Annotated in this window: 15 protein-coding genes; 4 read left to right on the top strand and 11 right to left on the bottom strand. The window is 69.6% G+C overall.

The window, feature by feature from the left end; all coding sequences use genetic code 11:
* Positions 1-76 precede the first annotated feature (76 nt).
* From VMT65_RS06965 to VMT65_RS06955, 3 genes are read left to right on the top strand one after another with little or no spacing between them, the layout of a single operon-like run.
* On the top strand, positions 77-667 hold the full coding sequence (locus tag VMT65_RS06965) for an energy-coupling factor transporter transmembrane component T family protein (RefSeq protein WP_326307096.1): 591 nt from the start codon (positions 77-79) through the stop codon (positions 665-667).
* 33 nt (positions 668-700) lie between these two features.
* Complete coding sequence (locus VMT65_RS06960) at positions 701-1,249, top strand: biotin transporter BioY (protein ID WP_326307095.1); 549 nt, start codon at positions 701-703, stop codon at positions 1,247-1,249.
* Positions 1,246-1,923: an energy-coupling factor ABC transporter ATP-binding protein gene (locus VMT65_RS06955; RefSeq protein ID WP_326307094.1), complete on the top strand. Its 678-nt coding sequence runs from the start codon at positions 1,246-1,248 to the stop codon at positions 1,921-1,923. The genes VMT65_RS06960 and VMT65_RS06955 overlap by 4 nt, the downstream gene beginning before the upstream one ends.
* A 1-nt stretch (position 1,924) precedes the next feature.
* Here the strand turns inward: VMT65_RS06955 and VMT65_RS06950 are convergent, their stop codons facing one another.
* Genes VMT65_RS06950 through VMT65_RS06935 form a run of 4 tightly spaced genes read right to left on the bottom strand, consistent with a single transcriptional unit; the run spans position 1,925 to position 5,330 of the window.
* Entirely contained in the window at positions 1,925-2,629 is a 705-nt protein-coding gene (locus VMT65_RS06950) for a HalD/BesD family halogenase (protein WP_326307093.1), read from the bottom strand.
* A 29-nt stretch (positions 2,630-2,658) separates the two neighbouring features.
* On the bottom strand, positions 2,659-3,927 hold the full coding sequence (locus VMT65_RS06945; RefSeq protein ID WP_326307092.1) for a deoxyguanosinetriphosphate triphosphohydrolase: 1,269 nt from the start codon (positions 3,925-3,927) through the stop codon (positions 2,659-2,661).
* 3 nt (positions 3,928-3,930) lie between these two features.
* The gene (locus VMT65_RS06940; RefSeq protein WP_326307091.1) at positions 3,931-4,590 is read right to left on the bottom strand and encodes a YdcF family protein; all 660 of its coding nucleotides are present in this window, start codon (positions 4,588-4,590) and stop codon (positions 3,931-3,933) included.
* Between the two features lie 44 nt (positions 4,591-4,634).
* Entirely contained in the window at positions 4,635-5,330 is a 696-nt protein-coding gene (locus VMT65_RS06935) for an MBL fold metallo-hydrolase (RefSeq protein WP_326307090.1), read from the bottom strand.
* Between the two features lie 61 nt (positions 5,331-5,391).
* On the opposite strand from VMT65_RS06935, the gene VMT65_RS06930 reads away from it, so the two are divergent.
* Positions 5,392-7,386 carry a TPM domain-containing protein gene (locus VMT65_RS06930; RefSeq protein WP_326307089.1) on the top strand — a complete coding sequence of 665 codons (1,995 nt, stop codon included), beginning with the start codon at positions 5,392-5,394 and terminating at the stop codon, positions 7,384-7,386.
* 66 nt (positions 7,387-7,452) lie between these two features.
* On the opposite strand, the gene VMT65_RS06925 is transcribed toward VMT65_RS06930, so the two are convergent.
* From VMT65_RS06925 to VMT65_RS06895, 7 genes are all read right to left on the bottom strand, one after another.
* Entirely contained in the window at positions 7,453-8,058 is a 606-nt protein-coding gene (locus VMT65_RS06925; protein WP_326307088.1) for a response regulator transcription factor, read from the bottom strand.
* Positions 8,055-9,272: a sensor histidine kinase gene (locus tag VMT65_RS06920; protein WP_326307087.1), complete on the bottom strand. Its 1,218-nt coding sequence runs from the start codon at positions 9,270-9,272 to the stop codon at positions 8,055-8,057. Before VMT65_RS06920 ends, VMT65_RS06925 begins: the two co-directional genes overlap by 4 nt.
* Before the next feature lie 45 nt (positions 9,273-9,317).
* Positions 9,318-10,088, bottom strand: coding sequence for an ABC transporter permease (locus VMT65_RS06915; RefSeq protein WP_326307086.1), 771 nt, complete (start codon positions 10,086-10,088; stop codon positions 9,318-9,320).
* The gene (locus VMT65_RS06910) at positions 10,085-11,035 is read right to left on the bottom strand and encodes an ABC transporter ATP-binding protein (protein ID WP_326307085.1); all 951 of its coding nucleotides are present in this window, start codon (positions 11,033-11,035) and stop codon (positions 10,085-10,087) included. The genes VMT65_RS06915 and VMT65_RS06910 overlap by 4 nt, the downstream gene beginning before the upstream one ends.
* An 81-nt stretch (positions 11,036-11,116) precedes the next feature.
* Positions 11,117-12,574, bottom strand: coding sequence for a molybdopterin-dependent oxidoreductase (locus VMT65_RS06905; protein ID WP_326307084.1), 1,458 nt, complete (start codon positions 12,572-12,574; stop codon positions 11,117-11,119).
* Between the two features lie 90 nt (positions 12,575-12,664).
* Positions 12,665-25,990, bottom strand: coding sequence for a non-ribosomal peptide synthetase (locus tag VMT65_RS06900; RefSeq protein WP_326307082.1), 13,326 nt, complete (start codon positions 25,988-25,990; stop codon positions 12,665-12,667).
* A 10-nt stretch (positions 25,991-26,000) separates the two neighbouring features.
* Entirely contained in the window at positions 26,001-26,708 is a 708-nt protein-coding gene (locus tag VMT65_RS06895; RefSeq protein WP_326307081.1) for a DUF6875 domain-containing protein, read from the bottom strand.
* Positions 26,709-26,776: the final 68 nt, after the last annotated feature.

The raw sequence follows: 26,776 nt of genomic DNA, 5'->3' as shown, positions 1-26,776 counted from the left end.
AGCCGACACTCTCGACCGGGACGCACGGCTGGACGCCGGACCGAATGACCTTTCCACCGCATGCCAGGATCTATCGGTGCTCAGCCTGTACCACGACGCCCGGACGCCGGTGCATACCGTGCCCGCCGGGGCGAAGCTGCTGGTGTTGGCGGCGGCGGGGACGGCGCTGTTCTTCGTGCCGTCGATCATGTGGTTGGCGATCGCTCTCGCGGTGGTGCTGGGTCTGTATGGGCTGGCCCGGATTCCGTGGCGCACGACCGCGAAGCAAGTAGTCGGGCTTCTCCCGTTCCTCGCGCTGATCATGGTCGCCCAGGTGATCTTCACCGGCTGGCAGTCGGCGGTCCTGGTCGGCGAGCGGCTGCTCACCCTGGTGCTGCTGGCGAATCTGGTGACGCTGACCACACGCACCTCGGCCATGATCGACACCCTCGAGCGGGCGCTGCGGCCGTTGCGACCGCTCGGTGTGCGACCGGAGCGCGTCGGCCTGCTGGTCGCCATGACCATCCGATTCATCCCGGTCATTCGCGAACAGGCCGAACTCGTGCGCGCCGCCCAGCGCGCCCGCGGTATCGAACGCAGCACGGTCTTCCTGGTCCCGCTACTGATCCGCACACTGCGCATGGCCGATGGCGTCGGCGAGGCCCTCGACGCACGCGGCCTGGACTGACCCGTCCGAACCACACCCATTTAGGATGCCCCGGTGCGTAGTAGGGATTCGGCGCAGATCGCGCTGTTCGCGGCAATCATGGTGGTCCTGGGATTCTTTCCGCTGATCCAGCTGCCGGGAGCGTTCGCGCCGTTCACCTCGCAAACTCTCGGCGTCATCCTGGCCGGTTCGATTCTGGGCGCGAAGCGGGGCGCGCTGGCGATCCTGCTGTTCGATGTCCTGGTCTTCGTGGGCCTGCCGGTGCTGCCGGGCGGACGCGGCGGCCTCTCGGTGATCATGGGCCCGACGGGTGGGTTCGTGATCGCCTATCCGATCGGCGCATTGGTGATCGGTCTGCTCACCGAGCGGGCGTGGCGGCATTACAACCTGCCCATCGCCCTGGCGATCAACTTCCTCGGCGGCGCGATCGTGCTGTACGCCATCGGGATTCCGTGGATGGCCGCGGCCGCGCACATCTCGCTGACCAAGGCGTTCACCACGTCGGTGGCCTTCATCCCCGGCGACATTCTCAAGACCGTGATCGGTTCGCTGGCCGCGGTCGCGGTCCGCAAGGCGTATCCGATGATTCCGGCCCGCGCATGATCGAACTCGCGGCCGTGTCCCACCGCTTCGGTGAGCGCGAGGTCCTGCGCGATCTCGATCTGAGCTTGAGCGAGAAAAGGATTGCCGTCATCGGGGCCAATGGCTCGGGCAAATCCACCTTCGCGCGCCTGCTCAACGGCCTGCAGGTCCCCACCGCCGGTCGCGTCACGGTCGACGGCCTCGATACCCGCAAGCAGGGCCGGGCCGTTCGCAAACTGGTCGGATTCGTCTTCCAGGATCCGGACGTGCAGATCGTCATGCCGACGGTCGCCGAGGATCTGGCCTTCGGCCTCAAACACCACGGCGTCGCGAAATCCGAGATCCCGGACCGGGTCACGCGAACTCTCACCGACTACGGACTGGCCGAATTCCGCGATCACCCCGCGCATCTGCTCAGCGGCGGGCAGAAGCAGCTGCTCGCCATCGCGGCGGTGCTGTCGGTCCGACCCGAATACATCATCTTCGACGAGCCCACGACCCTGCTGGACCTGCGCAACAAGCGCCGCATTTCGCGTCTGCTGCAAGAACTTCCGCAGCAGCTGATCGTCGTCTCACACGATCTGGACCTGATCGCCGATTTCGATCGCGTGCTCGTCATCGACGAGGGCCGCATCGTCGCCGACGGCCCGCCCGCGACGAGCATCGCGCACTACGTCGCCCTGCACGAGAACTGACCTACTCCTCGCGCCCGAACAGATGCCGCCGCACATGCGCGTTCAACCGCTGCCCCGGCCGCGAGTTGAACGCCATGTGCACACTCACCCGCGGAATCTCCCCCTGCACCGGCGTCACCCGATGCCGGGACCGCCGCCCGGCGTGCAGCACCAGCATCCCCGGCACGGTCGGCAGCATTTTCACCATGTGCCGGTGCCGCATCGGCAGCCCGCCCCCGCGCTCGATGAAGGCACCCGGCAGTGGAATGTATTCGAGCCCGCCGCCGCGCTCGGGCGCGACAATGTGCAGCATCACCGTGTAGTCCGACATGTCGTAATGCCAGTCCTGCACATCCCCGCTCTCGTGGATCTGCACGGTCATCGCGCCCAATTCGTCGGCCGAACGGTACGCCTGCTCCCCCACCAGCCGGGACACGAACTCCCGCAACGGTTCCCAGTGATAGAGCTGCTTCAGGGGCGAGGAGTCCGGAATCCGGTCGCAAGCCACGGTGTATTCGAAGCGCATGGCGTCGCCGAGCCCGTCGGACAGCACGTCCGCGGCCATCTCGGTGACCGCGGCGGGGCGCAGGAAGTCGGGCAGCACAGTGACACCGCTGACCAGGAAGTCCGCCTGGGACCGTTCGACCACCTCGCGCAGCCGCGCGACCGACCGCCGGTCCAGCGGGTATCTGTCCAGGTCGACTATGCCGTCCACCTCGCGTGTCATCGCGCCCCCTGCCGCTGAATTCGCCGGATTCAGGGTATCGCGGCGGCGACGCGTTCCAGACGGCTCTCGGTGTAGGACGCGATCTGGTCGACGATCACGCGGACCCGGGCGGTGTCGTCGGCCGCGGTCTCCCACCACGGCAGCAGCAACCGGTCCAGCCCGCGCGGCGCGACCGAGAGCAACCGGTCGGCGACCATCAGAATGCGTTCGCGCTGCCCGGCCTGGCGCACCCGGTGGATCGGGTCGGAGAGCACGTAGCGCAGGGCCATGGTCTTGAGCACCGCGACCTCGGCGGCCACGACGCGCGGCACCTCCAGATCGGCGGCGTAGCGCGACAATTGGCGACCGCCCCAGGCCGAGCGGGTGGCCTCGACGGCGGCGGTGGCGAAGCGGCCCACCAGATCGCTGGTCAGCCGCTTCAGCGCGACCGAGGCGCGCAGCGAGCCGTCGTAGCTGAACACGTCGGCGACGACCGGCATCTCGGAGAGCCGCTGCGCCGCGGCCACCAACTCGTCCACGCTCAGCGAAGGATGCTGGCGCGCACCGAGTTCGGCCAGCGCGGCCTGTTCCATGGGATCGGCCAGGGCCCGCAGATCGATGCGGCCCACGATGACGCCGTCCTCGACATCGTGCACCGAGTACGCGACATCGTCGGACCAGTCCATGATCTGCGATTCCAGGCATTGGCGACGGTCCGGCGCGCCCTTGCGCACCCAGTCCAGCCGATCCACGTCGACGTCGTAGGCCCCGAATTTGGAGCTGGGACCCGTTCTGCCCCAAGGGTATTTGATGACGGCGTCGAGTGCGGCGCGGGTCGGGTTGAGCCCGAAGCTCTGGCCCTGTTCGTCGATCACCTTGGGCTCGAGCCGGGTCAGAATCCGCAGGTTCTGCGCGTTGCCCTCGAAACCGCCGTGCTTGTCGGCGAATTGGTCGAGCGCCTTCTCGCCATTGTGCCCGTAGGGCGGATGCCCGATATCGTGCGCGAGCCCGGCCAGATCCACCAGGTCCGGATCACAGCCCAGGCTGTCGGCGATGCTGCGCCCGATCTGCGCGACCTCGAGCGAATGGGTCAGCCGCGTGCGCGGGGTATCGCCGTCGCGCGGACCCATGACCTGCGTCTTGTCCGCCAGCCGCCGCAGCGCCGCGGAATGCAGCACGCGCGCCCGGTCCCGGGCGAACTCGCTGCGCCGCGCCGGACACGGCGACCAGCTCAGTCCGGCGGTCCGATCGGTTTCGGGCACCATGCGCTCCCGATCGGCCTCGGAGTAGACCCGGTCATAGTCGATGCGCGCGTTCATAGCTCACTGATCTGCCGTGTATTTGAAATCCGCCGAGTAGTGGGTCAGCTGATACCAGAGCAGGGCGAAGGTTTCGCGGAAGATGCCGTGCGCCTGGGATTCTCGGGTATAGACGGCCGGTCCGGTGCGGACCGGTGCGGTCCACGCCTTCAGCCCGGCGTCGCGGGCCATGGTGCGGGTGCGTAGGGAATGCCACGGGTCGCTGACCAGCACCACCGAGGTCTTGCCGCGCGCCAGCAGGGCCTGCGAGACCGCTTCCACGCTCTGCAGGGTGTCGGAACCGGTTTCGACGGCCAGGATCCGATCATCCGGCACGCCAAGGTTTTCCAGGTAGAGCTTGCCCGACGCCGCCTCGGTGTAGTTGTCGCCGACCTGCTTGCCGCCCACGGTCACGATCATCGGGGCGATCTGTTTGCGATACAGCTTGGACGCCTGGTCCAGGCGCGCCTGGAACACCGTCGACGGGGTGCCGTCGTATTGAGCCGCGCCCAGCACCACGATGGCGTCCGCGGGCGTGTAGTCGTCGATGCGGGCCACCTGCCAGACCCGCACGGCGGTGCCGCCCACTATCAGAACGCCCATGACGAGCGCACCGAGCAGCAGTCGCCGGGTCCAGCGCCAGGTGCCGCTGACGCACCCGGCCGCGGGGGTGTGGTCGGTCATATCGCGAACCAGCCAATCCGGTTCGGTAGGTTGGCTCCGGAGTTTTACCAACCGCGTCGCCGCCACTCGGGCAACTGTGGGCGCTCGACACCGAGGGTGGTGTCGTCGCCGTGGCCCGGGTACACCGCGGTGTCGTCCGGGTAGCGGTCGAACAGCTTGGTCTCGACATCGCCGAGCAGCGAGGTGAACTGCTCGGGTGTGAGGGTCCGGCCGACGCCGCCGGGGAACAGCGAGTCGCCGGTGAACAGGTGGGTGCGACCCGCGCCGTCGGTCAGGGCGAGAGCGACCGAGCCGGGGGTGTGACCGCGCAGGTGGATGGCCTCGAGTTCGAGGTCACCGACCCGAACCCGGTCGCCGTCGGCGAGCAGCCGGTCCGGCTCGACGGGTAGCGGCTCGGCGTCGAGCGAGTGCGCGGCGGTGGGAATCGCGGTCGCCGACACCACATCCGGCAGCGCCACCCAGTGGTCGCGATGCTGATGCGTGGTGACGATGAGCTCCACGTTGCCGTCGGCCTCCTGACCGATGAGCTCGAGAATCCGGTCCGCCTCGTTCGCGGCGTCGATGAGCAGCGTCGCGCCGGTGTTCGCACACTGCACCAGATAGACGTTGTTGTCCATGCCGCCCACGGACATCTTCACGATGCGCGCGCCCGGAACCTCACGCTGCTGCGGGTTGGAGCCGGGGCTGACATGTCCCGTGTAGGGGGAATCGATCGTGATCACGTCACCGATCGTAGTCATGGCGGCCGACACAGTGTGCGGAAGAAACCGACCCTCCGCGTTCCACAGTTAGATTCAGAGCATGCGGCTACCGAAGCGGCTGTGCCTCGTCCTGACCGGCTTGCTCCTGGCCTTGGCCCTGGTCGGCGGGCGCGCCGTGCCGGCGCTCGCCGAGGACCCGCAGCGGTTGCCCAGCTACGTGACCGACACCGCGGGTGCGCTCGATCGCGGGCAGACCGCGGAGCTGCAGCAGGCCATCGACTCGCTGTATTCGCGCGACCACGAGCGGCTGTGGGTGGTCTACGTGCGGAATTTCGGTGGGATGGGATCGAACTCGTGGGGTGAGCAGACCTCGCGCCTGTCCGGGTTCGGGGATCGGGACGTGCTGCTGTCGGTCGCGGTGGACGATCGGGCGTACGCGTTCACCGGGACGGTGCCGCCCTCGGTCAGTGACAAGGAACTGGATCGGCTGCTCACCGATCAGGTCGAGCCGAAGCTGCGGGCCGGGGATTGGGCCGGGGCCGGGCTGGCCACGGCGAACGGGTTGTCGGAGGCCATGAGCGGTTCCGGCGGCGGTCTCGGGATCGGAACGCTGCTGATCCTCGCGCTCATCGTGGTGCTGATCGCGCTCGCGATCTGGCTGTGGACGCGGCGGCGCAAGGCGCGGCGGGAGCGCGCCGTCATGGAATCCGCGCGCAAGACCGACCCCACCGACACCGCCGCCCTCGAGGCCCTGCCCCTGGTCATCCTGGACGCTCTGTCCAAAGAAGCCCTGGTCGACACCGACAATGCGATCCGCACCAGCACCGAGGAATTGCGTTTGGCCACCGACGAATTCGGGGCCACCGCCACCGCGCCCTTCACCGCCGCCCTCGAGGCCGCGAAAAGGGCGCTCGCCAAGGCGTTCTCGATCCGCCAGCAACTCGACGACGACATTCCCGAGACCCCGGATCAGCAGCAGAGCATGCTCATCGAGCTGATCAGCAGTTGCGGCAGCGCCGATCGCGATCTCGACGCCAAGGTCGGCGAGTTCGACGCCATGCGGAATCTGCTCATCAATGCCGGTGACCGACTCGACGCGCTCACCCGGGACGTCGTGGAATTGACGGCGCGCCTGCCCAAGTCGCAGGAGACGTTGACCCGGCTGGTCGCCGAGCATCCGGCGTCGGTGCTGGCGCCGGTTCGCGACAACGTGACCATGGCCGAGGAGCGCATCGGTTTCGCCGAGCAGACCATCGAGAGCGGTCGTGCCGCGATTGCCAAACCGGTCGGTCAGCAGGGCGCGGCGGTCGCCGACATCCGCTCCGCCGAATCCGCCGTGGACGCGGCCCGCACCCTCCTGGACGCGGTGGACACCGCCGCCACCGATATCGACCAGGCCCGCGCCGGACTGCCCGCCATGATCGAGGAACTGCGCCGCGACCTCGCCGCCGCGGCCGCACTGACCGAGCATGGCGGCACCGAATTGCCAACGGCCACAGCCGCCGCCCGCACCGCCCTGGACCAGGCGACCGCCGACGCCGCCACGAACCCCCTCGGCGTCTTCCGTCGGGCCGTCGCCGCCGACACCGCCCTCGACCAGGCCATCGCGAACGCCACCGACCGCAAACGCGCCGCCGACGAACTCCGCCGCCGCCTCGCCCAGACCCTGACGGCCGCCCGCAGTCAGATAAACGCCGCCGCCGATTTCATCAGCACTCGCCGCGGCGGCATCGACGCCGAACCCCGCACGCGCCTGGCCGAGGCCCAAAGAAGCCTCGACCAGGCCGAACAGCTCGAGGCCTCCGACCCCGGCGGGGCTCTCCAATCCGCCCAGCGCGCAGCCGAACTCGGCTCCCGCGCCCTCCTGACAGCCCAGGCGGCGGTCCGCGACTGGCAGGCGCAGCAGCAACGCCTGACCTCCCCGTCGGGCTCCCAATCCGGCGCGATCCTGGGCGGCATCCTGATCGACGGCATGCTCCGCGGCATGGGCAGCCAATATCGCGGCAGCGGAGGCGGTTTCGGCGGCGGCTACGGCCCCGGCTCCTACGGCGGCTCCGAAGGCTCCCGCCGCATCAGCCGCGGCGGCCGCTTCTAACCCCCACGAGCATGCAATTCGGCAGGCCTCTTCTCGACGTTTGCCTGCTGGATCGCATGCTCGTCGCTAGAGCCAGCCTTGGCGTTCGGCGGCTCGGACTGCTTCGGCTCGGGTGCGGGTGCCGGTTTTGCCTATTGCGGAGGAGAGGTGGTTGCGGACTGTGCCCTCGGAGAGGTGGAGTCGTTTGGCTATCGCGCCTGCCGTCGCGCCGTCGGCGGCGGCCGCGAGGACTTCGCGTTCCCGCGCCGTCAGGGGTGAGGTTCCGGCAGTGAGGGTTTCGGTGGCGAGGGCGGGGTCTACGACGCGCAGGCCCATATGGACTCGGCGGACGGCGTCGGCGAGTTCGCGGGCGGGGGTGTCCTTCACGACGAAGCCGCTGGCTCCGGCGTCTATCGCGCGGCGCAGGAAGCCGGGGCGGCCGAAGGTCGTGACGACCAGGATGCGCACCTCGGGGTGGGCGGCGTGGACCTGGGCGGCGGCCGAGATGCCGTCCAGGCCGGGCATTTCCACGTCCATCAGGATCACGTCGGGCGCGGTGCGTTCCACGGCGGCGAGGACCTCGTCGCCGCGGCCGACCTCGGCCACCACGTCGAGATCGGGTTCCAGGCTCAGCAGGGCGGCGAGGGCGCCGCGGACCAGGGCCTGGTCGTCGGCGAGCAGCAGTTTGATCATTCCGCCTCCTTGGTCGTCGCCGGAAAGCTTGCCAGCACCCGCAATCCGCCCTCCGGGCGATTGGTGAAGGTGAGGGTGCCGCCGGTGGCCCGCACGCGTTCGCGCAGGCCGTTCAGCCCGGAACCGGTTCGGGGCGCGGCACCGTCGGAGTCCTGCGAGCCGCGCATGCCGACACCGTCGTCGGAGACCTCGATGCTGGTGGGCGTCACCCGAACCCAGCAGTGCCGCGCCCCGCTGTGCCGCACCACATTGGTGACCGCCTCGCGCAATACCCAGCCGAAAATCACGTTGTTCCGGACCGGCAGGTCAGCGAAATCCGGGAGCTCGGCCGCGATTTCGGCGGCGCCGAGGGCGGTGCGGGCATTGGCGACCTCACCCGCCAGTGTTACCTCGCGCAGCCCACCGACAGTGTTGCGCACGCCCGCCAGCGACTCGCGCGCCAGCCTCTCGATATCGGCGAGCTCGGCGCGCGCCCGCTCCGGGTCGATATCCAGGAGGCGTTGCGCCAGTTCGGTTTTCACGGTGATGACGGTGAGCGAGTGCCCGAGGATGTCGTGCACGTCGCGGGCCACGCGATTGCGTTCCTCGATGATGGCCAACTCCGCGCGCTGCCGCCGGGCCGTGGCCTGCAGGCGCTGGGCGCGCACCCCCAGCTCACGACCCATCCACACCACGAGCGGGATGAAGGCCAGAAAGAACGGGGGCCCACCGGTCCCGACGGCCAGTAGGGTGGCGGCCAGCATGATGCAGACCATCAGCAGCACGACCACGACGGACTGCCGACTCGGAAGCACAACGGCCGCGACCACGCCCACATAGATGAAGGTCGGGATGCCATTGCCGCCCATCAGCACTGTCATCCCGGTGCTCAGCGCCGTCATGACCCCCAGCAGCAGCCACACCCGCGAACGGGCGGGGGCCGGTCGGTCCTGTTCGATCTCGGGATCGGGCTGCCGGAAGGCGACGAAGGCGAGCACGATCAGCGCACCGAACACCAGTACCGCGGCGACGGCCAGCACCGAGCGGAGGTGGTGGCCCTTCGTCCAGAGCTCGCTGACCGGCGCGATGAGGTAGATCAGCCACGCCATGGCGAGCACGCTGCTGAACAGTGCCCTGCGCATCTGGCTCGGGGCACCCGTGGTGCTCGCGCCGATATCGATCCCCGCGAGCCGGTCCAACGTCCTCGACACCCGTGCGTAGAGAGTGGCTCTCATCCGCGCCCGACCTCGTTCCACCTGTTCACGACCCCGGACGCTACCTCAGCGCGCCGTGTCCCGACGGAACAGCAACGCCGCCCCGCCCGCGAAAACCGCCGCCCACACCAGCACATTTACGATCGCGAGCAGGATCGATCCCGCGCTCGGCTCGGCGAAGGGCGCACGGGCCAACACCGCGACGCCATTGGTCGGGATCACCTTCGACACCGTCTCGAACCAGCCGTGCAGCGGCATGAACAGCCCGCCCGCGAACGACAGCAACGCCAGCACCGGGCCGAGCAGCTGCATGACGTTCTCCGATGGCAGCAGATAGCCCATGAACAGTCCGAAGGCGGCGAAGACCAGCGAGCCGATCCACGCGATGAGGAAGCAGCCCACCCACGCCGAGGCGGACAGGTGTGCGCCGAGGACCGAGCCGACGGCGAAAACCACTGCGACGGAGAAGAATCCGAGCACCATGGCGATAATGATCTTGGTGGCCACATACGCCAGCGGCCGCAGCGGGGTCAGCCGCAGCTGCCTGCTCCAGCCCACCGCCCGCTCGACCGCGACCATCGCGCCGCCGCTGGTGGTGGCCAGCATGGCCCCGTACACGGCCATCGACACCATGACGTAGCCGGTCACATTGCCGGATCCGAAGGATTCGCTGCGGTAGCCGGAGTTGGTGCCGAAGATGACGAAGAACAGCGGCGGCATGATCAGCGAGAAGATGACCGTGCGCCGATTGCGCAGCATGCGCATCAGCTCGATGCGCAGGAAACCGGTGCTCAGACCGCCCGAACGCAGCGCCGGGCGGGTGTCGAGAATGCTCATCGGTGCTCTCCCTCGGTGGTCAGGGCGAGGAACGCGTCCTCGAGATTGTGGGCGGAGATCTCCAGGTCGACGGCCGGGGTGGCGGTCAGCAGGTAGCGGGCGACGACGTCGGAGTCCTTGGCCCGCACAATGATTCGGTCACCACGCTGTTCGACCTGATCGACGCCGGGCAGGGTCAGCAGGTGCGCCGGATCGGCGTCGGGGAGGGTGGCGCTGACCGTGCGGCCCGCGGCCAGGTTCTTGATCTGCGCGGCGCTGCCGTCGGCGACGACCTTCCCGGCGCGCACCAGCACGATGCGGTCGGCGTAGGCGTCGGCCTCGTCGAGGTAGTGGGTGGCGAACAGCACGGTGCGGCCGCGGCTGCTGTCCTGGCGGATAGCGTGCCAGAAGTCGCGCCGCCCTTCGACATCCATGCCGGAGGTGGGCTCGTCGAGCACCAGCAGTTCCGGGTCGGGCAGCAGTGCCAGGGCGAAGCGCAGCCGCTGTTGTTGTCCGCCGGAGCATTTGCCCACCAGGCGGTCGGCGATATCGTCGATGCCCGCTCGCACCAGCACTTCCGAGACCGGTCGCGGGTTCGAGTGCAGGGTGGAGATGAGCCGCACGGTCTCGCCGACGGTCAGATCGGGCAGCAGCCCGCCCGATTGCATGACGGCCGAAACCCGGCCCGCCGCAATGGCATCCGACGGGGTGCCGCCGAATACCCGGATCTCCCCGGAGTCGGGGCGGGTCAGGCCGAGCAGCATGTCGATGGTGGTCGTCTTGCCCGCGCCGTTCGGGCCGAGGAAGGCGACGATCTCCCCCGGCCCGACCGTCAACTCCAGGCCGTCCACGGCCCGCACGGTCCCGCCGGGCGAGCCGAAGGTCTTGACCAGGCGCTGTATTTCGATGGCCGGGACCGCCGCGTGCCGGGCCCGACCGGCGGCGATGTCATGGGCGGTTGCGTTCATACCCCTACTGTCGGCCGCGCGGGCGCCCACCACCTCCCCCGTCCGTCATCACTCGGCCATGACAGATGTCATGGATCGAGGTCAGGCGGTGACGGTCACCGTGTGCAGCCCGCCCGGGCCGAGCGGGAACGGTGGCCGATCGTCGGCGTCCTGGACCTCACCGGAGCGTCCGGTCACGCGGGCCGCGATGGTGTGCGTGCCCGGCGGCAGATCCACGATGGTGCGCCAGCGCCGCCAGGCGGCCGGGGCCAGTTCGGAGCCGAGTTCGACCGGGAGCCAGTCGGTTTCGTCGACGCGGATATCGACGCCCGAGACGCCGTGCGGCGGGGCCCAGGCGACACCGGCCACGGTGAACTTCCCGGTGCCCGAACCGCCGTCATTGGCGACGTCGATGCGGGCCTGCGGGCGCACCCACAACGGTTCGGCGGGCCAGCCGCGCTTCCACCAGTAGTCGACGTGCGAGTCGTCGGCGAGCTCGAGTTCGGTGATCCACTTCGCGCCGGAGTACTGGCCGTAGATGCCGGGCACGAAAACCCGTGCCGGAAAACCGTGTTCGGGCGGCAGCGGTTCACCGTTCATGCCGATGACGAGGTAGCCGGGCCATTCGCCGGTGCGCAGCGGCTCGAGCGGCAGGGAGATGGTGTAGCCATCGACGGCGCGGGTGACCAGGCGGGTGGCCCCGCGCTCGGGGACGGCGTGGTCGAGCAGCGCGGTGAGCGGGACGCCGAACCAGCGGGCATTGCCGCAGCGCCCGGAGCCGACCGTATTGTGCACGCACACCATGACGGCGTCGAATTCCACCGCCTGCTCGGCCAGATCGGCCAGCGACAGGCGCAGCTGGTGGGCGACCTGGCCGCCGATGGACAGCCGCCACTGCCCGGGATCGATGCGCGGCGGACGCGAATTCACGTCCGCCACATAGAATTTGCTCGTCGGTGTGATCAGCGGCGTCAAGCCCGGCTCGATGCCCAGCCCGTCCTCGGGGACCGGGGCGTGCGCGCCCATCGCGCCGACTCGGCGGACGCGTTCCCGGTGCCGGAGGTCTTCGCGGCGGACCAGCGTCTCGGCCGCGGCCAGCAGACCGGTCCCCGCTGCCGCCCAGAGCAATTCGCCGCCGATGCCGGTGGGCCGGCGACGCAGTCCCGCGCGGAGCACGGCGGCCGCGGCGATGCCGCCGAGCGCACCGGGCACCGACCGGTTGGCACTACGCAGGGCGGCGGAGGCGGTTCCGGCACCGAAGCCGACCGCCGCGGGTGTCCACAATCCGCGCGGCAGCAAGCCGATTCCGGCCGCCGCCGCGATCCCGCCCAGGGCGACGCCGAGCCGGGTCATCTCCTTGTCGTGCTCACCGGCCCGCGCGACCATGGTCTCGACCACCTGCGTCGGCGCGTAATCGGCCGCGAACCGCCCCAGCCCGTCGAGCACGGATCCGCCCCGGACCGCGGCGAGCAACTCGCCCGCGCCGAGCGCACCCAGCCCGACCGCGGCCGCCCCCAACAGCCGCTTCTTCTGCATCGACACCCGCCCGTTCACCGCCACTTGCCCGAACCTTCCGTAGTCGACGGGGTTTCCGGGCCCATTGTTCCTCAGATGGCGGGGCGACCACCCGGCATTGCTCCCGGGAGGCCGCTATCGGGCCAGGTAGGCATTGACAGCCGGACCGATCAGGGCGAGCGCCTCGGCGGTGATCATCTCATTGTGACCGTAGGGCAGCGGACGGTCGTGGAGGGCTCCGGCGATATAGGGCCGCCAGGTGGTGACGTTCGGGTTGGGGTCCGGATTGTAGGCGGCGGCGAAGAAGAGCAGGTCGCCGTCGAAGACCTCGTGCTCGTGGGCGGCGATCTGGCGCAGCAGGTGTTGCAGGTCGCTGTAGAAGTTCTCCAGTTCGGTTGCGGTGAACGTGATTCCGGAGGCCGCCAGCAGGTCGGCGGCCTGGGCGGGGGTGAGGTCCTCGAGTTCGGGCGGGATGTCGATGCCGCCGAACTCCGACAGCAGCAGCGACAGCGGCGGCAGGGCGCTGTCGTCGGGCACGGCCACATCGGCGCGCGAATCGATCATGATCAGCGCGGGCACTTCGGCGCCGCGGCGGCGCAATTCGACGGCCATGGCATGCGCCAGCGGGCCGCCCGCCGAGTAGCCGAGCAGGTGATACGGCCCCTCGGGCTGCACACGCCGGATCTCCTCGACATAGCGCACGGCCAGATCGCGCACGGTGCGGTCGGCGGTGCCGCCGTCGGCGACGCCCGGCGACTGGAGGCCGTAGATCGGGCGCGCCCGGTCGATGTACTGCACCAATCCGCCGTAGCACCAGGCCAATCCGATGGCCGGGTGGACGCAGAACAGAGCCGGTGCGTCACCCTGCGGTCGCATGGGCAGCAGGACCCGCAGCGACGGGTCGAGGTCGGGCTGGTCGGCGGCCTCGGTCAGTCGCACCGCCAGGGCGGCGGGGGTGGGGTCGAGGAACATCCATTGCAACGGCATCGGGATTCCGGTCCGCTCGCGCACGAGGGTGACCAGGCGCACCGCGCCCATGGAATTGCCGCCGATATCGAAGAAGTTGTCGTCCACACCGATTCGCGGGGTTTCCAGGACGGACTCGAAGGCCGCGACCAAGGTGCGTTCGGCATCGGTGCGCGGTGCCCGGTAGACGCGACGCGCCGGGGTCGGGCGGGCCCGCACCGCGGCCTCGCCCTGAGGACCCACCGTGAGCGCGGGCAATTCGGCCCCCGACACCTCGAGGTTGCCGACCGCCGCCACGGGGTCGGCACTCGCCGCGTCCAGGAGCGCGAGGAAACCGTCCACCATGGCGGCGGCGGTGACGCGGTCGAACAGGTCGGTGGCGAAGGTGAGGGAGGCGGTCATGCCCGCCGGTTCCCCGGCCGCGCCGAACTGTTCGGCCAGCATCCATTCGAGATCGAATTTGGAGCCGGGTGCGGGAGCATCCAGCGGGCGAATCTCCAGGCCGGGCAGCGAGGTTGTCTCGGTGCCGACATTCTGGAAGGCCAGCAGCACCTGGAACAGCGGGTGGTGAGCCGTGGACCGGGTCGGGGCCAGGGCTTCCACCAGGCGCTCGAAGGGGAGGTCCATATTGCCGTAGACGGCCAGGTCGGAGCGGCGGACGGCGTCGAGGGTGTCGGCGAAACCGGCGGTGGGGTCGAGCCGGGTGCGCAGGACGACGGTATTGACGAACATGCCCACGAGATCGTCGAATTCGCCGTCGCCGCGGCCCGCGACGACCGAGCCGATGGCGATATCGGTGCGGCCGGACAGGCGGGCCAGCAGGACCGCCAGGGCCGTGTGCACGACCATGAACGGGCTCGCGCCGTGGCGGCGGGCCAGGATCTGGACGCGCTCGTGAACCGGTGCGGGAACGGTGAATTCGATGCGGTCGCCGTTGCCCGAGGGTGTGGTGGGGCGGGGACGGTCGGTGGGTAGGGCGTGGACCTCCGGGATGCCGTCGAGCTGGGTGCGCCAGAACTCGAGTTGCCGGTTGGCCAGGCTGTCCGGATCGTCGTCGGAGCCCAGCAGTTCGCGTTGCCAGAGTGCGTAATCGGCGTACTGCAGCGGAAGTGGCGTCCACCGCGGTGCCGTGCCCGCGGCGCGAGCGGCGAAGGCGTACATGACATCTCGGGCCAGCGGGGCCATGGACCAGCCGTCGGCGGCGATGTGGTGCACGGCCAGCGCCAGGACCGTACGTTCGGGCTCGATGCGGAGAACGCAGACGCGCAACGGGGTTTCGCGTGTGATGTCGAAACCGCGGGACAGCTGAGCGAAGATCGTCTCGCCGATCTCTGTTGCGTCGACCTCGATTTCGGTGATCGGCGCTGCGGCGACGGGCAGTATCCGCTGATACGGCTGCCCGTCCGGACCGGCCGGATACACGGTGCGCAGGGTCTCGTGCCGGGCCACCACATCGGCGATGGCGGCGCGCAGCACCGAAACATCCAGCGCGCCCGTGATTTCGAAGGCACCGGGGATGTTGTAGAGCGGTGAGCCCGGGTCGTAGCGGTTGAGGAACCACATGCGCTGCTGTGCGGCCGACAGCGGGATGCGGTCGGGGCGCGGGCGCGGTCCGGGGCGCGGGCGGTCCGATGCGCCGCCGGTGGCGACGAGGACGGCCAGCTCGGCCACGGTCGGGGCGTCGAACAGGGCGCGCACCGGGACGGCGGTGCCCAGCGCGGCACCGATTCTGGCCACGACGCGGGTCGCGATCAGCGAATTGCCGCCGAGGGCGAAGAAATCGTCCTCGCGCCAGACCTGTTCGATGCCCAGGACCTCGGCGAAGGCTCGCGCGACGGCGGTCTCCACGGGACCCTCGGGCGGCTGCTGCGCACCGGCCACCGGCCGCGGGGCGGGCAGGGCGGCCAGGTCCAGCTTGCCGTTGGCGGTGCGGGGCAGCTCGTCCAGCACCGTGATCGCGGTGGGGACCATGTAGGACGGGAGTCGTTGTGCCGCCGCTTTCTTCAGCGACGACGGGTCCGGTTCCGCACCGGGTGCGGCGACCACGTACGCGGCCAGCATGCCGCCGCGACCGTTGTCGCGGACCACGGCGACGGCGCGTGCGACCGCGGGTTCGGCGGTCAGCGCGGCCTCGACATCGCCGAGTTCGATGCGCAGGCCGCGCAGTTTGACCTGGGTGTCGGTGCGGCCCAGGTATTCCAGGTTGCCGTCGCGGCGGCGGACCAGGTCGCCCGTGCGGTACATGCGCTGACCGGGGCCACCGTGCGGGTCGGCCACGAACCTGCTCGCGGTGAGGTCGAAGCGGCCGAAATAGCCGCGGGCCAAGGCGATTCCGCCCAGGTACAGCTCGCCGACGACACCGTCGGGAACCGGACGCAGCCGGTCGTCGAGGACCAGGGCGCGCATTCCGGGGGCGGGGTGACCGATCGTGATCGGCTCGCCGGGGCGCACCGGCGCTCCGGCCGCCCACACCGTCGCCTCGGTCGGGCCGTAGTCGTTGAAGTGCTCGCGACCCGGGGCGGCCCACGCGGTGACCAGTTCGGGCGGGCAGGGTTCGCCGCCGGTGACGATCAGGCGCAGATCGTCGAGGCCGGTCGGGTCCACCGTGGACAACGCCGAGGGCGTCAGCGCGATATGCGAAACCCGTTCGCGAGAAAGGAGTTCCCTGAGTTCCGGTCCGGCGAACGCCGTGGGTGGCGCGACCACCAAGGTGGCGGCCGCGCCCACCGCCATGAGCAGTTCGACCACCGAGGCGTCGAAGCTGGGCGAGGCGACGTGCAGGACACGGGATTGCGAGGTGATCCGATCCCTATCCCGTTGCGCGGCGGCCAGGTTCGCCAGTCCGCCGTGCGAGACCACCACGCCCTTGGGCGCACCCGTCGAACCAGAGGTGAAGATGACGTAGGCCGGATGTGCCGTATTCCTGGGGATTTCGCGGATCGTGGCCGGGGCGTCGTCGCTGTACGGGTCGTCGACGCACCACCAGTCGACCGTGGCGGGCAGCAGGTCGTGTTGCGCGGTCACCGTCAGTCCGAGGCACACCCCCGAGACATCGACAATGCGGGCGATCCGATCGGGCGGATAGGCCGGGTCGATGGGCACGAAGGCCGCGCCGGTGCGCGCCACGGCCCAGACCGCCAGGACCGATTCGATGGAACGTGGAATGCCCACGGCCACCAGGGTTTCCGGTCCGGCTCCCGAGGCCGCGAGCCGTCGCGCCAGCCTCTCGGCACGGGCGTCGAGTTCCCGGTAGGTCAGGCTGCGGTCGCCGCACACCACCGCGACGCCGTCCGGGTTGGCCGCGACCGCCTCGGCCATCAGCTCGGCCAGTGTGCGCGCGGCGGCCACGGGGGCTGTCGCACCCCGCAAGTGGCCGCGCTCCGCGGCGGTCAGCAGATCGAGGTCGCCGACCGGCTTCGCGGGTTCGGCGGTGATCTCACCCAGCAGCCGGACCAGTCGATCGGTGAACGCCGACATGGTCGCGGCGTCGAACAGATCGGTGGCGTAGCAGCAGCGCAACTCCATGCCGTCGGTATCGCCGATGACCGTGAGGCTCAGGTCGAAACGGCTGTGGGTCTGCGGCAATTCGAGCGGCGACACCGTCAGCTCGGGGAGCCGCAGCTCCGGCATGGCCAGGTTCTGGAACACCAGCATGACCTGGACCAGCGGATGCCGGGCCTCCGAACGGGCCGGTGCCAACACCTCGACCAGGCGCTCGAACGGCACATCGGCCCGCTCGAAGGCCGCCAGATCGGTGTCGCGCACCCGATTCAGCAGGGCTCCGAAGCCTTCACCGGGCCGAATGTCGGTGCGCAGCACCAGCGTATTCACGAACATGCCGACCAGATCGTCGAGTTCGCGCACACCACGCCCCGCCACCGGGGTACCGATGACGACATCCCCGGTACCGGCCAGCCTGGCCAACAGCACCGCCAATGCCGCGTGCACGACCATGAACGGGGTCGCCCGATGCTCGCGGGCACACCGCTCGATGGCCTCGGCAAGCCGACGATCCACCCGGGCTGTGCATTCCGCCGCCCGGTGAGAGGCCCGCGCCGGACGCGGCCGATCCGTCGGCAGCTCCAAATGATCCGGCACCCCGGACAGCTGCCGTTCCCAGTAGCCGAGCTGCCGAGCGGCGAGCGATTCCGGATTATCCTCGTCGCCCAGCCGATCCCGCTGCCACAGTGTGTAATCCGCGTACTGCACCGGCAACGGCTCCCACACCGGCATCTCCCCTGCCGCCCGCGTGGCGTAGGCGGCAGCCACATCCCGAGTCAGCGGGGACATGGAGAACCCGTCCGTCGCAATGTGATGGGCGACCAGGATGACGACATGCTCCTCGGTACGCGAGTCCAGGTGGAATACACGGACCCGCAAGGGCACCTCGGCAGTGACGTCGAAGCCACGGCCGATCACCTCCGCGATGGCCTCGGGCAGCTGAGCGTCGGTCACCGGGACCGGAGCGAGGTCGAGCGGGACGTCCTCGGCCGCGAGCACCCGCTGCATGCCAACGCCGTCGATGTCGGGGTAGACGGTGCGGAGGGTTTCGTGGCGGGTGATCACGTCGCGCAGGGCGGCGTGCAGGGCGGCGTGGTCGAGATGGCCCGAAAGACGTAGGGCCACGGGCACGTTGTAGGCCGGGGAGCCGGGGTCGTAGCGGTTGACGAACCACATGCGCTGCTGGGCCGGGGACAGCGGGACCAGGTCGCGGCGTTCGCGTCGGGCGAGCGCGGGAGTGGATGCCTCGCGCTCGGTGGCCGTCAGCCGCACCGCCAGGTCGGCGACCACGGGTGCCTCGAACAGCAGCCGCACCGGGACCGCGTGGCCGAGGTGGGCGGTGAGGCGGGCGGCGACGCGGGTCGCGATGAGGGAATCGCCGCCGAGGGCGAAGAAGTCGTCGCGTGCGCCGACCCGGTCCAGGCCGAGGACCTCGGCGTAGGTCGCCGCGATGGCCACCTCTGAGCCGGTCGGCTCGACGTACTCCGCCTGGGCCAGTCGCGGTTCGGGCAGGGCGCGGAGATCGACCTTGCCGCTCGCGGTCCGGGGCAGTTCCGGAAGGATTTCCAGGCTCGCGGGCATCAGGTAGCGCGGCAGTCGACCCGACGCCCAAGCCAGCAGTTCCGACTCCGAAATGTGCGACGACAGCGCCACATACGAGCACAGGGTCATGGCCCCGGCCCGATTGCGGCGCGCGACGGTCACCGACGCATCCACGTGCGGATGCGTGAGCAAGATGGCGTCCACCTCGCCCGGCTCCACCCGGATACCGCGAATCTTCACCTGGAAATCGCTGCGACCCGCGTATTCGAAACCGGCTGCGGTGCAACGCATCAGATCGCCGGTGCGGTACATGCGCCCGCCGACCGCGAAGGGATCCGCGACGAATCGACTGGCGGAAAGTGGTGCGCGCCCGACATAACCGCGTGCCAGCCCCGGGCCTCGCACATACAGCTCGCCCACCGCGCCCGGGGGCACCGGCCGCAGCCAGCCGTCCAGCACCACCAGGCTCGCTCCCGGTACGGGCTCGCCCAGCAGCGCGGCAGTCTCGGTGGTCATCGGGTCGCCGAAACTCGCTGCGATCGTGGTCTCGGCCGGACCATACGAATTCACCAGTGTCCGGCCCACACCCAGCCGCGCCACCAGCGCGGGCGGGCAAGGCTCACCGCCGAGGACGACCGTGCGCACATCTCGCAAATCGCTCTCGTCCACCGTGGCGAGAACACTCGGGGTACAGGTCAGATGCGTCGCGCCCCCGGCCCGAATCGCCCGCGCCAACTCCGCCCCGGCACTCGCCTCCGGCGGCGCGACAACCAAGGTCGCCCCCGCTGCGAAGGCGGACATCCACACCAACATGGCCGCATCGAAAGCCGGGTTGAGACAGTGCATCACCCGTGATTCACGATCGATCCGCCCGCGCTCCGCCGTGGCCGCAACCATATTCGCGAGCCCGGCGTGCGACACCACGACGCCCTTGGGCGTCCCCGTAGAACCCGAGGTGAACACCACATACGCCGCATGCTCGACCCGCAATGGCGCGAGCCGATCCGCATCCGTCACCGGCTCGGACGACAGCACTGCACAGGCCGCGACCAGGGCTGGATCGTCGATCCGAAGCCATTCGACCTCGTCAATCGAGTCGACCGACTCGGCCGCGGACACCGACGACAGTTCCGCGGTAATCCCCAGCACCGCACCACATTCCGCCGCGATGGCAGCGGTCCGGCCAGCCGGTTGGGTGATATCCACCGGCACGAACGCCGCGCCACTCTTCGCAATGGCCCACACCGCAACCATGGCCGCCACCGATCGCGGCAGCGCCACCAATACGGCCCGCTCCGGCCCCACACCGGCCGCGATCAGCCTGCGCGCCAGCCGGTTCGAAGCAGACTCCAACTCCTCATAGGTCAGCGATCTACCCGACTCACCGCCGTGGATGATCGCCACCCCGTCCGGAGAACCATTGGCGCAGAGAAGATCCGGCAGCAGCTCTGCCTTGCGGGTCGCAGGTCCATGGCGGGTCGCGGTGGTGTCTTGGGTGTCTGTGCCGTGCAGGTTGACGGTTCGGCGAGTGGGGTCGCCGGTCAAGGACACCAGGAGGCGGGACAGCGATGCGGCGAGCGCATCGGCCTGCTGGGCGTCGAAATGGCGAGGGGAGCGGGTGAGTTCGAGGCGGAGGCCGTTATTGGCGTAGGTGGCCAGGGAGAGGGGGTAGTGGGTGCCGTCGTTGGCGCGCAGGCCGGTGATGGTGAGGTCGGCCTGGCGGGTGGCGGCGGTGAGGGTGGCGGCGTCGACCGGGTAGGACTCGAAGACGGTGGACGTGTCGAAGAGGGGGCCGAGGGCGGTGGTGGCCTGGATCTCGTCGAGGCCCACGTGTTGGTGCTCGGCGAGAGCGGCCTGTTCGCGTTGGACGCGGGACAGCAGGTCGGCGACGGGTTCGGCCGGGTCGAGGGTGATGCGGACCGGGACGGTGTTCACCAGCATGCCAACCATGCGATCGGAGCCGGGGAGTTCCGGCGGGCGGCCGGAAACCGTTGCGCCGAAGACGATATCGGTCGAGCCGGTCTGCTCCGCCAGCAGCAGTGCCCAGGCGACCTGGACCAGGGTGTTGACGGTGACCTGGCAGGTCGCGGCCGTACGGCGCAGGGCCTCGGGCAGATCCTCCGGGAGCGGCACCTCGTGGGCCACCGGGGTGGTCGGGGCGTCGGCGCGCGGGGCGGTGGGCGCGATGAGCGTCGGGCCGTCGAGGCCCGCGAGGGATGACGACCAGGCCGCGCGGGCACGGTCGGAATCGCGGGCGGCGAGCCATTCCAGGTGCGTGCGGAACGGGACCGGCCGCGCGAATCCGGTGTCGTCACCGGAGGTTTCGTAGAGACCGATCAGCTCCGCGAACAGCAGCGGCATGGACCAACCGTCGAGGATGAGGTGGTGGTTGGTGATGATCAACCGGACCCGCCGCTCCCCGGCCGCGACGCAGAGGAAGCGAATGAGAGGTGGGGCATCGACCGAGAACGGGGTGCGGAACTCCTCCGCCGCGATGGCGTCGAGCTCCTCGGCTGTCGCGCCGGGAGCCTCGCGATAGGCACACGGCACCACCACCCGCTCCGGAATCACCTGCACCGCACCGGTGTCCGTCGCGACGAATCCCGCACGCAGCACATCGTGGCGGCGGACCAGCGCCGCGGCGGCCGCGGTCAGCCGTTCGAAATCGAGATCCGCTTCGACGTCGATGATCGCCTGCACCGAATAGCCGTCGGGCCCGCCTTCGGCGAGTTGAGCCTGGAACAGCAGTCCACGCTGCAACGGCGTCAGCGGCCAAGCGTCGGTGAGTGGACCGAAATCCCGCTCCCACGAGTCGATTTCCGACTGGGATGCGCTCAGCAAAGGCAGATCCGAGGGTGTCAGCCCACCGGCATCGGGCCGCTGGACCAGCTCCGCGAGATCGGACACGGCCGAAAGCCAGTCCCGCGCCAGCGCTTCCACCGCGTCGGCGTCGATGGCCTCGGCGGCGTACTGCCACACGGCCTTGATCCGCGGCCCGCCCTCGGACTCCAGCACGACCGCATCGATCGAAACCACGGCTGCCAAGGGCATTTCCGGGTCCGCGAGCCCGCCCAGCCGATCCGCCATCGACACCGGCAGCCACTCCCCCTCGGCCGTCACATCGGGAATCTGGCCGAGATAGTTGAACCCGATCTGCGGTTCGGGCAGCGCCGCCAGCTCGGCGGCCGTGCGCGCGTTCAGATAGCGCAGCAGCCCGAACCCGAATCCGCCGCGTGGCACCGCGCGCAGCCGCTCCTTGGTCGCCTTCAGCACCGTGTCGATGACGGAGTCCTCATCGGAATCCCGTTCCACCGCAGCAGGTTCGAGTCGCACGGGCACCTGCGCGGTGAACCATCCCACGGTCCTCGACAGATCGGCTCCCGCCACCGCGGCCTCATCGCGCCCGTGCCGCTCCACCGCCACCCCGGTGCTCCCGACCGCCTCACCGCGCCGAGCCCGCCAGCGAGCCAACGCCAGCGTGAGGGCGGCCAACAGCGCGTCCTCGACACCGCAGCGATGGGTCGCCGCGATCCGGCCGACGAGCGCGGCCGAAACCCGCTCCGGCACTTCGATATCGATGGTTCGGGCGGTACGGCGCGTATCCAGCGCCTGATCGAGCCTGCGCCGCCCGATCAACGCGTCGTCCCGCAGCATCTCGCGCCAGTACGGCAGCTCGCTCACCGGCCAGGTCGCGGCACCGTCCCTAGCGGAACCCGACGCATCGGCCTGGTTCGCCAGGTCCGCCAGGGCGTAAGCCCAGGTGCGCATGGAGGTTCCGGTCTCCCGCACGATGGGCTCCGCGTCGAAGGACGCCTGTGCCCAGGCGGACATGAAGTCGGGCAGCAGGATTCGCCAGGATACGGCGTCACAGGCGAGGTGGTGCAGGGCGATGGCCAAACGACCCGAGCGCCCGGGCCCGGCGTCCAGCCAGGTCAGGGTGAGCATGACGCCCGCGCGTGGATCCAACCGGTCGACGGCCGCGGTCAGGGCACGATCGATCGTCTCACCGGAGATCTCGGTTGCGGTGCAGTCGATTCGGGTCAACAGCTTCGACGCATCGGTGAAACCCGATGGCGGAACCTCCAATTGCAGTCCCTCATCGGTTTCGACCACCCGGGCGCGGAGCATGTCGTGCCCGTCGAGCATCGCCTGCGCGGTGCGCACCAGCGCCTCCGGCTCCGCGCCGATCGGGACCTGCACCACCATGGACTGGGCGAAATGCTTCCACCCCGGCCGGCTCAACAGCCAAGCCGCGATCGGGGTCAATGGCATGCGGCCGACGCCCCCGCCGGGCAGCTCGGCCAGCCGCTGCGGGCGGTCCTCGACCCGCGTCACCACCGCGGCCAACGCGGCGGGCGTCCGGTGCTCGAAGACCTCACGCGCGGAGAAGACCAGACCGGCGGCCCGCGCCCGCGAGACCAGCGTGATGGCCATGATCGAATCGCCGCCGAGGGCGAAGAACGAGGTGTCGGGTCCGACCTCCGCGGTACCGAGCACCTCGGCGAACAGGGTGCACAGCAGCCGCTCGGTCTCCGACGCGGCGGCACGGTGAATCGGTTGCGCCACTACCGGTTCGGGCAGCGCTCGGCGATCCACCTTGCCATTTGCCGTCAGCGGCAGCGCGCCCAGCACGGTGACGGTGCCGGGCACCATGTACGGGGGCAGCCGGTGGCCGGCATGGTCGAGCAGCTCGGACTCGGTGATGTCGTGCCCGGCGTGCGGGACCACATAGGCGGCCAGCACGGTGCCGCCACCGGGGCCCGGGCGCGCCACGGTCACCGCGATCTCGACGGCCGGGTGGGCGTTGAGCACCGCGTCGATCTCACCCAGCTCGATGCGCATGCCGCGCAACTTGACCTGGAAATCACCGCGCCCGACGTACTCGAGCACACCGGATTCGGTCCAGCGCACCAGATCACCGGTGCGGTACATGCGGCTGCCCGCCGGACCGTCGGGCGCGGGCACGAAGCGTTCGGCCGTCAAACCCGGCCGACCCACGTAGCCGCGCGCCACGCCGGGCCCGGTCACGTACAGCTCCCCGGCCATGCCGATCGGCACCGGCCGCAGCCAGCGATCCAGCACCAGCATGCCCGCACCCGGAATCGGATCACCGATCCCGGCGTTCACGCCCGGCACCAGCCCCTTGGTGTAGGTGACCGCCACCGTGGTCTCGCTGGGCCCGTACGAATTCAGCAGCTCGCGCCCGATTCCGAAGCGCGCCACGAGGTCCGGCGGCGTCGGTTCGCCACCCGAGGACACCGCCCGCACACCGTCGAGCGCATCCGGTTCCAGCGTGGACAGCACCGCCGGTGTCGAACACATCTGGGTGATGCCGTATTCGCGCACCAGACCGGCCAATTCCGCGCCCACCACCGGGTCGGACTCGGCCACCACCAGCGTCGTGCCGGAGGCGAACGCCATCAGCCATTCCAGCACCGAGGCATCGAAACTCGGGTTCAGACACTGCAACACGCGCGCACCGGGCTCGACCCGATAGGCGTCCACGATCGCGGCGGCCAGCCCCGACAGACCGGCGTGTGTCACCACCACGCCCTTGGGCACACCCGTCGACCCGGAGGTGAAAACCACGTAGGCGGGATTCTCGATGCGTACCGTCCCACGCAATTCGTCGGCCGTCAGCGGTGCGTCGGACGCCGGTCGACTCTCGGTGACGTCGGACAACAGATCGTCGAGGGTGATCCACCGGATCGAATCGGGCAGCGCTCCTGTGTTTTCCGCGAAGCACAGGCCCAGCACGGCTCCGGATTCGGCCGCGATCCGCGCGACCCGATCGGCGGGCAGCGCGGTGCCCACCGGCACGAAGGCGGCTCCGGTCTTGGCCACGGCCCACAGCGCGACCATGGCCTCGATCGAGCGCGGAAGTGCCAGCAGCACGGTCGATTCCGGTCCGATGGCCGCGCCGGCACGCAAGAGGCTGCGCGCCAGTCGATTCGACGCGGCGTCGAGTTCCCCGTAGGTCAGGCGACGCTCTCCACCCATGACGGCAAGGGTGTCGGGCCCGGCCCGGCGCAGACCGTCCGCGAGAATCTCCGGCAGCAGCCGCGCCGCGGGCGGTGGCGCGCCGTGCACGCCCGCAAGCAGCGACTTCTCGTCCGCCACCGCGTATTCCAGCGCCCCGACCGGGGTGTCGGCATCCGCCTCGAGCAGCGAATCCAACAGCGTGAGGAATCTCCGATGATGCCTGCTCAGCGAATCCTCGTCGTACAGACGCGGATTCGCCGCGAAGTCGACGTGAATCGGCGCGTCCGAACCATGCTGGTAGAAGTTGACGAACAGGTCCTCGATCGGCCCCGACGTCAGCACGTGCAGGCTCGATTCCACCCCGTCGAAATCGATTCCGGCCGGGAACAGCATGATGTTGATGACCGGCCCGATCATGCCGCGGCCGAACTCCGACCGCTCGCTCTCGCCGCGCATGTCCTCGTGGCGGAAGCGCTGATGCCGCAAGGCCCCCGACGCGGCCACCCGCACGGCATCGAGCACCTCCCCCACCCGCCCGGCCCGCGGCACCGGCACGCGCAGCGGCACCACATTGGCGATCATGCCGCCGGAGCGGCGCAGCATGGCGGTGGTGCGGCCGGAGACCGGCAGGCTCAGCACCACGTCCTCGGTGGCGGTCAGCCGGGCGTAGTAGAGCGCGACCGCGGCCATGACCACGGTCGCCGAACTGGTGTCGAAGCGGCGGGCCGCGTCCGCCAGGCGCGCGGCCGTCGCCTCTCCCAATTGCGCGCGAGCCTCGCGACCCAGCGCGCTCGCGGGCGCGGTCGCCGCGACCAGACTGCACCGGTCGGGCATGCCCGCGGTGGCCTCGCGCCAGTAGCGCTCGTCGGTGGCGTACCGGGAGGACTCCCGGTACGCCATCTCCGCCTCGTGCACTTCCGACAGCGAGGCCGCGGTGCCGGGAGGCGCCGTTTGCCCGCGCACCGCGGCGTTGTACAGCTCGGCGACCCGATACAGCATGGTCACCGAACCGAATCCATCGATGAGGATGTGGTGTGCTCTGGTGTACCACAGGTGATGGAACTCCCCGACCCGGATCACCGTAGATACTCCAGCTTTCGCACCGAGCATGTCGATCGGTGCCGCCACATCCGCGCGCATCCACTCCAGCGCGTGTGAAACCGGATCGGGTCGGTCCCGGAAATCCAGGAACCCGATGGCCGGTTCGCTCTCGGGATCGACCACCTGATACGGCCGATGCTCGAGCTCGACGAATCGCAGTACGCCGGAACCGAATTCACGTCCCGCCCGCGCGGCCGCCCGGCGCAGGGCCGGCACGTCCAGTGGTCCGCGCATCTCGATGTACTGGGCCTCCGACAGCGGCACCGCCGGATCCAGTTGCTGCGCATACCACATCCCCAGCTGCGCCGGGGAGAGCGGGAAGGTTTCCTTCGAGACGGCGGTCGATTCCGCCGATAGTTCGCGCGTCATCACGCACTGCCTAACTGCTGGTCGAGCAGGATTCGTCGGGCACCGCCTCGTAGGCGGGCAACCAGGACGCGGGGCGAGATGTCAAGCGCCCCACCATCGCCGAGCGCACGTGCGCGGGCAGCATCGGTGCGAACTTGCGCACGAACGCGTCGGCCCATTCCGGCTTGTCGAGCAGGAACGCGAAATCGGTCGTCATCATGCTGCGCACCACCAACATTGGCAGCGGCGCGTCCAATGGCCGAAAATCCTTGTTCCACAAGCCCGGTTGGTCACAGCCCGGATAAAACTGCCCGAGCATGATGCCGCGTTCGACGAACTTGCTCTTGAATTCCGCGTGTATTTCGTCGATGAGCGTATAATCCTTCAAATTAGGAAATACGGTGATCATCGCGCGCAACACGGAAGTGGAACTGCCGTTCCCCGTGGGCAGTTCGGGATAAACCTCCAATGCGTCCTTGATGATGGCACGCACCCACATCGGACGCGGCTCTGCGGCGGGCACCTGCGCCAGCCACAGCAGATCACGTCGCATGGATGGTCGGACATACGGGCATACCGGCCCGTCTCGACCCAGTTCGTCACTGGGTTGGGTCAAAAAGGAATCAGCCCAAGATCGAAAAGCCGCCACCGTGGACTTGGCGGCGGGGCACGATGATCCGGTGTCCCCCAATGAGACCCATTGCAGCCCCGAGCGGGGGCCGATAACACGCTCGCTCATGACTCACCTCGGATGATCGAGCTACGGCAGAAGAAGGCGCCGTTGCCCATACACCTAAATAGTCCCCC

Source organism: Nocardia sp. CDC153, from assembly GCF_035818515.1.
In the GTDB taxonomy this organism is placed as follows: Bacteria; Actinomycetota; Actinomycetes; order Mycobacteriales; family Mycobacteriaceae; genus Nocardia.
This window is presented reverse-complemented; position numbering and strand designations above follow the sequence as displayed.